A 368-nucleotide genomic window follows, 5' to 3' on the forward strand; every position below is an offset into this window, starting at 1 on the left:
CGGTGGTTCGAATCCACCATCCTCCACCAAAAAAATGCGCGGATGTGGCGGAATTGGCAGACGCACTAGACTTAGGATCTAGCGCCATTGGCGTGGGGGTTCGACTCCCTTCATCCGCACCATTTTTATTTAATTTAATAAACGAGCGGGAATAGTTCAGTGGTAGAGCGCAACCTTGCCAAGGTTGAAGTCGCGAGTTCGAATCTCGTTTCCCGCTCCAAATTTATGTTTATATTGCAATGTGGGTGCATAGCTCAGCTGGATAGAGCAACGCCCTTCTAAGGCGTGTGTCCGGGGTTCGAATCCCTGTGCGCTCACCACATATATATTGGGGATTAGCCAAGTCGGTAAGGCACATGACTTTGACT

Annotated in this window: 3 tRNA genes; all 3 read left to right on the forward strand. The window is 49.5% G+C overall.

The annotated features are described in order from the left end of the window. The first annotated feature begins 38 nt into the window (after positions 1–38). The 3 genes from IC219_RS21445 to IC219_RS21455 all read left to right on the forward strand — a co-directional run bounded on the left by IC219_RS21445 (position 39) and on the right by IC219_RS21455 (position 320). Positions 39–122 (forward strand) — tRNA-Leu (locus tag IC219_RS21445). A 23-nt stretch (positions 123–145) separates the two neighbouring features. Next, a tRNA-Gly gene (locus IC219_RS21450) sits at positions 146–220 on the forward strand. A gap of 23 nt (positions 221–243) precedes the next feature. Next, a tRNA-Arg gene (locus tag IC219_RS21455) sits at positions 244–320 on the forward strand. Positions 321–368: the final 48 nt, after the last annotated feature.

The sequence above is a fragment of the Clostridioides sp. ES-W-0018-02 genome, from assembly GCF_020658175.1.
GTDB lineage: Bacteria > Bacillota > Clostridia > Peptostreptococcales > Peptostreptococcaceae > Clostridioides.